Below are 5476 nucleotides of genomic sequence, written 5' to 3'. Positions count from 1 at the left end.
TGAGCCACACCAGACGTACCGTCGCGGGAGCCTCCGGGGTGTAGCGGTGTCGGTCGGTCAGCCCCAGTCCGATGCGCCCGTTGTTGGCCACGAAGCCCGGGTGCCCCTCGGTCATCGCGGCCTCGACCTCCTGCAGGTCGGCACCGGCCAGTTCCTGCACGGGGCGGGCGCGGTGGTGCAGACAGAACGCGGCGGACCCGAGGGTCGCGGCGATCTCCTCCAGATAGACGCCGACGAGTGACGCGGGGATACCGAGCACCGGGGCCAGCGCGGTGATGAGGGCCGGGGCGTCGGGTTCGACCGGCTCGCCGGCGACCTCCCGGCGCAGCGAACCCTCGTCCACCACCCAGTGCTCCAGGGGCAGCACCCGCCCGCGGAACAGCCACCTCTCCTCACCCGCGCGCACCTCGTACATGTCCGGGTCTGCGGTGGGCTGAGGCGAGACGAGTCGCTCGTGGGAGAACTCGGCCAGGGCCTTGGCGCACAGGTGACGGTGGGCCCGCCGCATCGCGTGACCGGTGAGGTGCGCGTGGGGCACGGCACCGGACGACGGGGGTGACGACGACACGGCCCGTGTGGTCCGGCCGATCTCGGAGGCCCGGAAGTCCCCGACGTCGCAGAAGGAGAGCAGGGCGGTCTTGTCGGCGAGTTCCACCGCCCCGCCCTCCCGGAAGCCGGCACGGGCGTTGAGTCGGTGCACGGCGGTGTTGCGGATGTCCGGCTCCACCACCACGCGTCGGGCGCCCAGCGGACCGAAGGCGGTCTCGCAGATCGCGCCGATCACGGCGGCCGTGGTGCCCGGCACGGGCGTCCGCGAGGGGGCGACCAGCAGGTGCATACCCAGGTCCCCGGGTTCGTGCGGGTACGAGCCGTCGAGCTCGACCGCGGCCGGGTCGTAGTACACCGCCAACCCCACTCGCAGTCCGTCGATGCGCACCATGTGGACCTGCCGGTGTGGGCTGCTCTGCCAGTCGCGGAAGAACGCCGAGATCTGCTCGGGCGCCATGTGCCGCATGCCCCAGTACGCCGACCCGGGGTGCGAGAGCCAGGCGTGGAGGGTCCCGACGGTATCGGCGTCCGTGGAGAGGGAAGAGAGCGAGACGAGCCCGGCGGGGGTACTGACGGTGTGATGGTTCATCGGGCCTCCTGGGCCTGCTGGTCGGCGGGGGAGTGGCGCACGGCGGACGTCCCGGCTCGGGTCGGATCGGTCTCCCGGGTGGGGCAGGACTCGCGGGCCGGGGCGCCGAACCGCTGGAACGCGATGCGTGATTCGACGGGGTAGACCTCGCGACCGGTGACGGACCGCAGGATGATGCTGTTGCGCATCGCCCCCATCCCCAGGTCCGGGGCGCTGAGCCCGTGGGTGTGCTCCTCGGCGTTCTGCACATGGACACGCCGATGGGCCAGGTCGATGGTGTGGTCGCGGGCCACGCGGTAGCGACGGGGCCTGCCCGCGCCGGCCCGCCCGGGTCCGGGGTCCTCCCAGTCGATCTCCGAGGCGATCCCGTCGAGGAACCGCGGAGCGGTGGCGGAGTAGCCGGTGGCCATCACCAGACCGTCCGTGTGGTGTTGCCAGGCCCGGCCGGTGTCGTTGCAGTGCAGTTCCAGGCGGATCCCTGACTCGTCTACGGTGGCCCCGTCCAGGGCGGTCGCGGCCACCAGCAACCCGGTGTCCAGTCCGTGGGCGGACCGGCGGTAGAGAAGATCGTGGATCTCGTTGATCAACTCGGCGTCGATGCCCTTGTAGAGGGACCGTTGCTCGCGCAGCAACCGGTCCCGGGTGCCGGCGTCGAGACCGTGGAAGTGGTCGATGTACTCCGGGGAGGTCATCTCCAGGGTGAGCCTGGTGTACTCCATGGGGAAGAACCGGGGGGACCGGGTAATCCAGTCCACGCGGGGGCCGGAGTGCCCGGACGTCGCCACCAGGTCGTGGAAGATCTCGGCGGCCGACTGGCCGCTGCCCACGACGGTCACCGAGTCCAACCCGAGCAGCTCCTCGCGCCGGTGCAGGTAGTCGGCAGCGTGCAGCGCGACCCGTCGGCCCGCGTGTGGGGAGGCGCCGTCGAGCGAGTCCGTGTCGACAGGCGACCACGGGGTGGTGCCGATCCCCAGTGCGAGGTGCCGGGCGCGGTAGGTCTCCGTGCCGTCGGAGGTGATCGCGGTGACCCGGTAGACGGGCCCGTCCTCGTCGTCGTCGGTCCCTCCGTTCCCCCCGTCCGGCCCGCCCCCGGCGCCCTGTGCCGCCTCGCGCCGGACGTCCACCACCTGCCGTCCCCACCGGAGTCCACCCACCCGCTCGGAGGCCCAGCGACAGTACGCGTCGTACTCCGCGCGCAGGGGCTGGAAGTTCTCGCGGATGTAGAACGGATACAACCGGCCCACCTGTTTGAGATAGGACAGGAACGAGTACGGAGAGGTGGGGTCGGCCAGCGTGACCAGATCGGCCAGGAAGGGCACCTGGATGGTCGCGTCGTCGAACATGAGTCCGTGGTGCCACGCGAAGCCCTCGCGGGAGTCGAGGAAGACGGCGTCGATCTCCAGCGGTTCGGCGAGGCACGCCAGCCCGAGGTTGAACGGACCGATGCCCACCCCCAGCAGGTCGTGGATCTTCCCGCTCATGACATCACCCCCGCGGTGGTGGCCTGGCGCATCCCCTCGGCCAGGTACCGGGCGGCCTCGCGGACGTCGGCGAGCACGGCCGCCACGTCCCGGTCGGACAGCTCCGGGTCCAGGATCGTGAGTTTGAGGCACGGTCTGCCGTCCACCACCGTCGCCGCGACCACCGACCGTCCCTCGGCGAACAGCGCGTCCCTGACGGGACGGACCAGGGCGTCGGACTCGTCGGGGTCACACCCCTCGGGCCGGGGGCGGAAGAGGACGGTCGACAGTGCCGGCCTGCGAACCAGTTCGAGGTCGGGCTCGGAGTCGATGGTCCGACCGATCCGCCGGGCCACGTCGATCGCGTCGTCGAGCATGCGGCCGATCCCGTCGGCGCCGAGTACGCGCAGCGTCATCCAGAGCTTCAACGCGTCGAAGCGGCGGGTGGTCTGCAGGGACTTGTCCACGGCGTGATCGTCACCGTCCGCGGGGTTGAGGTAGTCGGCGCTGACGGTGGAGTGGCGGAAGCCGGAGCCGTCCCGCAGGAGAAGAGCGGATGCGGCCACCGGCAGGAAGAAGGTCTTGTGGAAGTCGACGGTCACCGAGTCGGCCAGCCCGATCCCGTCGAGGAGATCGCGGCGGGTGGGGGAGACCAGCAACCCGCCGCCGTAGGCGGCGTCCACGTGCAACCAGACGTCGTGACGGCGACAGACCAGTCCGATCTCACGCAACGGGTCGATCGCGCCGTGGTCGGTGGTACCGGCCAGGGTGACGACGGCCGCGACCTCGTCACCGGCGTCCGCCACGGATGCCAGGGCGCGGTCGAGGGTGGCGGGGTCCATGCGGTCGCCGTCCCCGGGGAGGACGATCACCGCGTCCGGCGCCAGGCCGAGTAGACGCGCGGCCTTGACCACGCTGAGATGGGCGTGCTCGCCGGTGACGATCCGCAGTCGGGACAGACGGGCGCAACGGTCCGCGGGCGTGGTCCCCCCGGGGCCGGGGCGGGAGAGTCGATCCTCGCGAGCGGTGAACAACCCCTGGAGGTTGGACTGCGATCCGCCGGTGGTGAAGACGCCGTCCGGCGTGACCCGATCCGGCCGGTCGAACTCGATCAGGTCGGCGACCCAGTCGACGAGTCTCTGCTCGATCAGGCACGCCGAGGTGCCCTGGTCCCACGTCTCCACCGCGGTGTTGACGGAGGTGGCGAGCGTCTCGGCGGCCAGCGCGGGGATCGTGACCGGACAGTTGAGGTGCGAGAGGTAGCGGGGGTGGTGGTACCCCACGGCGTGGTCGAGGTAGAGCGCACGCACCTCCACCAGGGCCTTGTCGAGCGTCCCCAGCGGGGTCGACAGATCCACCGCCGCGGTCTGTGACGCGAGATGCGCGGGCGATGCGGACGAGCGCGGGGTGGTACGACCGTCGAGGTATCGACCGACCTCGGCGGTCGCCGCGGCCAGGGCGGCGGCGTGGTCCTTCCTGCTCCGGTGGCTCAACAGGTGTTCGTTCACGGGTGCTCCGAACTGATCGGGGACGTAGGTACCGGCGAACGTTATGAGGGTAGGCTTGCCTTATCAACACTAGGGTGACATGAATCACGTTGTGCCCCAGGCGAAGTGGGAATGTGGGAGTACGGTCTTGCGTTTCGGCGCATCGTCGCTCTACTGTTGCCCCGATAAGGTAAGCCAAGCCTAAGCGGCTTTTATCCCATCGGAGACCCCATGAGTCCACTCACCGTCCGATCCCGTGTCCGTGCGGTCGACGCCCCCGATCGCGCACGGGTCGTGCTGCTCCTGGCCGCGCTCCTCGCGACACTGGCGGTGTTGGCCGGGTGCACGACGGGCTCGGTGGGTGGATCGCAGGACCCGGCCACGGCGACCGACGTCGAGCGCGACGGGGAGTTCCCCCGCACCATCACCCACGCGTACGGGCAGACGGAGATCACCGAACCGCCCCAGCGGGTGGCCACGATCTCCTGGGTCAACGCGGATGTCTCGCTGGCGCTGGGAGTGGTTCCGGTGGGCATGCCGCGGAACTCGTTCGGCGGCAACGCCGGTGGATCCACCGACTGGTTCGACGCCGAACTGGAGTCGGTGGGCGGCGAGATGCCGGAGTTGTACTCGGAGACGGACGGCATCAACACCGAGGCCATCGCCGCGCTCCAGCCCGACGTCATCCTGGGTGCCTACTCCGGGATGACCGCCGAGGAGTACGAGACCCTGTCCAAGATCGCCCCCACCATCGCGATGCCCGAGGGTGACGTGGCCTTCGGTACGCCCTGGCAGGACTCGACCCGCCTCATCGGCGAGGCGCTCGGCCGCTCGGAGCGGGCGGAGGAGCTCATCGACGAGGTGGAGGACCGGATCGCCCAGGTCGCCGACGATCACCCGGGCGTCCGGGGGACGACCTTCATCTACGGCACGGTGGATCCCGACGCGGCCGAGAAGATCTACGCGTTCACCGACGTGGACAACCGACCGCGATTCCTCGAGCAGCTGGGGATGGTGCAGGCCCCCGTCGTCTCCGAGGCCTCGACCGGCGCCGCCGACCAGTTCGCCGTCACCTGGTCACCCGAGCGGGCCGACGAGCTCGTCTCGGACATCCTGGTCACCTACGCGGCGTCGCCCGACGTGCGCGCCGCGATCGAGGCGGACCCGCTGCTGGGTCGCATCCCCGCGGTCGAGGCGGGCCGGATGGTGGTGCAGACCGACGAGCAGCAGGTGCTGTCCATCTCGGCGGCGTCGCCGCTCAGCCTGCCCTGGGCGCTCGACAACGTGGTCCCGGACATCATCGCCGCCGCGGAGCAGAACTGACCGATGCAGGTGACCGCGACGAGCCGGAGCGACCCCGCACCCGCGGGGCCGGCGGCGGCCCCGGTGCG

General features: G+C 70.8%; 4 protein-coding genes. 1 reads left to right on the top strand and 3 read right to left on the bottom strand.

Annotated elements, in window-relative coordinates; all coding sequences use genetic code 11:
* The 3 genes from G6021_RS17245 to G6021_RS08195 form a co-directional block, all read right to left on the bottom strand.
* Positions 1-1138, bottom strand: a 1138-nt coding sequence (locus G6021_RS17245; RefSeq protein WP_241736473.1) for a GNAT family N-acetyltransferase, incomplete at its 3' end; no start/stop codon positions are given.
* The gene (locus G6021_RS08200; RefSeq protein WP_182641037.1) at positions 1135-2619 is read right to left on the bottom strand and encodes a SidA/IucD/PvdA family monooxygenase; all 1485 of its coding nucleotides are present in this window, start codon (positions 2617-2619) and stop codon (positions 1135-1137) included. The genes G6021_RS17245 and G6021_RS08200, both read right to left, overlap by 4 nt.
* Positions 2616-4106 carry a pyridoxal-dependent decarboxylase gene (locus G6021_RS08195; protein ID WP_182610971.1) on the bottom strand — a complete coding sequence of 497 codons (1491 nt, stop codon included), beginning with the start codon at positions 4104-4106 and terminating at the stop codon, positions 2616-2618. The genes G6021_RS08200 and G6021_RS08195 overlap by 4 nt, the downstream gene beginning before the upstream one ends.
* A gap of 210 nt (positions 4107-4316) precedes the next feature.
* Between G6021_RS08195 and G6021_RS08190 the strand changes: the two genes are divergently transcribed.
* The gene (locus G6021_RS08190) at positions 4317-5408 is read left to right on the top strand and encodes an iron-siderophore ABC transporter substrate-binding protein (protein ID WP_179525108.1); all 1092 of its coding nucleotides are present in this window, start codon (positions 4317-4319) and stop codon (positions 5406-5408) included.
* Positions 5409-5476 lie beyond the last annotated feature (68 nt).

It is taken from the genome of Dietzia sp. CW19 (genome assembly GCF_014145265.1).
Taxonomy (GTDB): domain Bacteria; phylum Actinomycetota; class Actinomycetes; order Mycobacteriales; family Mycobacteriaceae; genus Dietzia; species Dietzia natronolimnaea.
The sequence above is the reverse complement of the archived record's forward strand: the minus strand, read 5'-3'. Positions and strand labels throughout refer to the sequence as shown.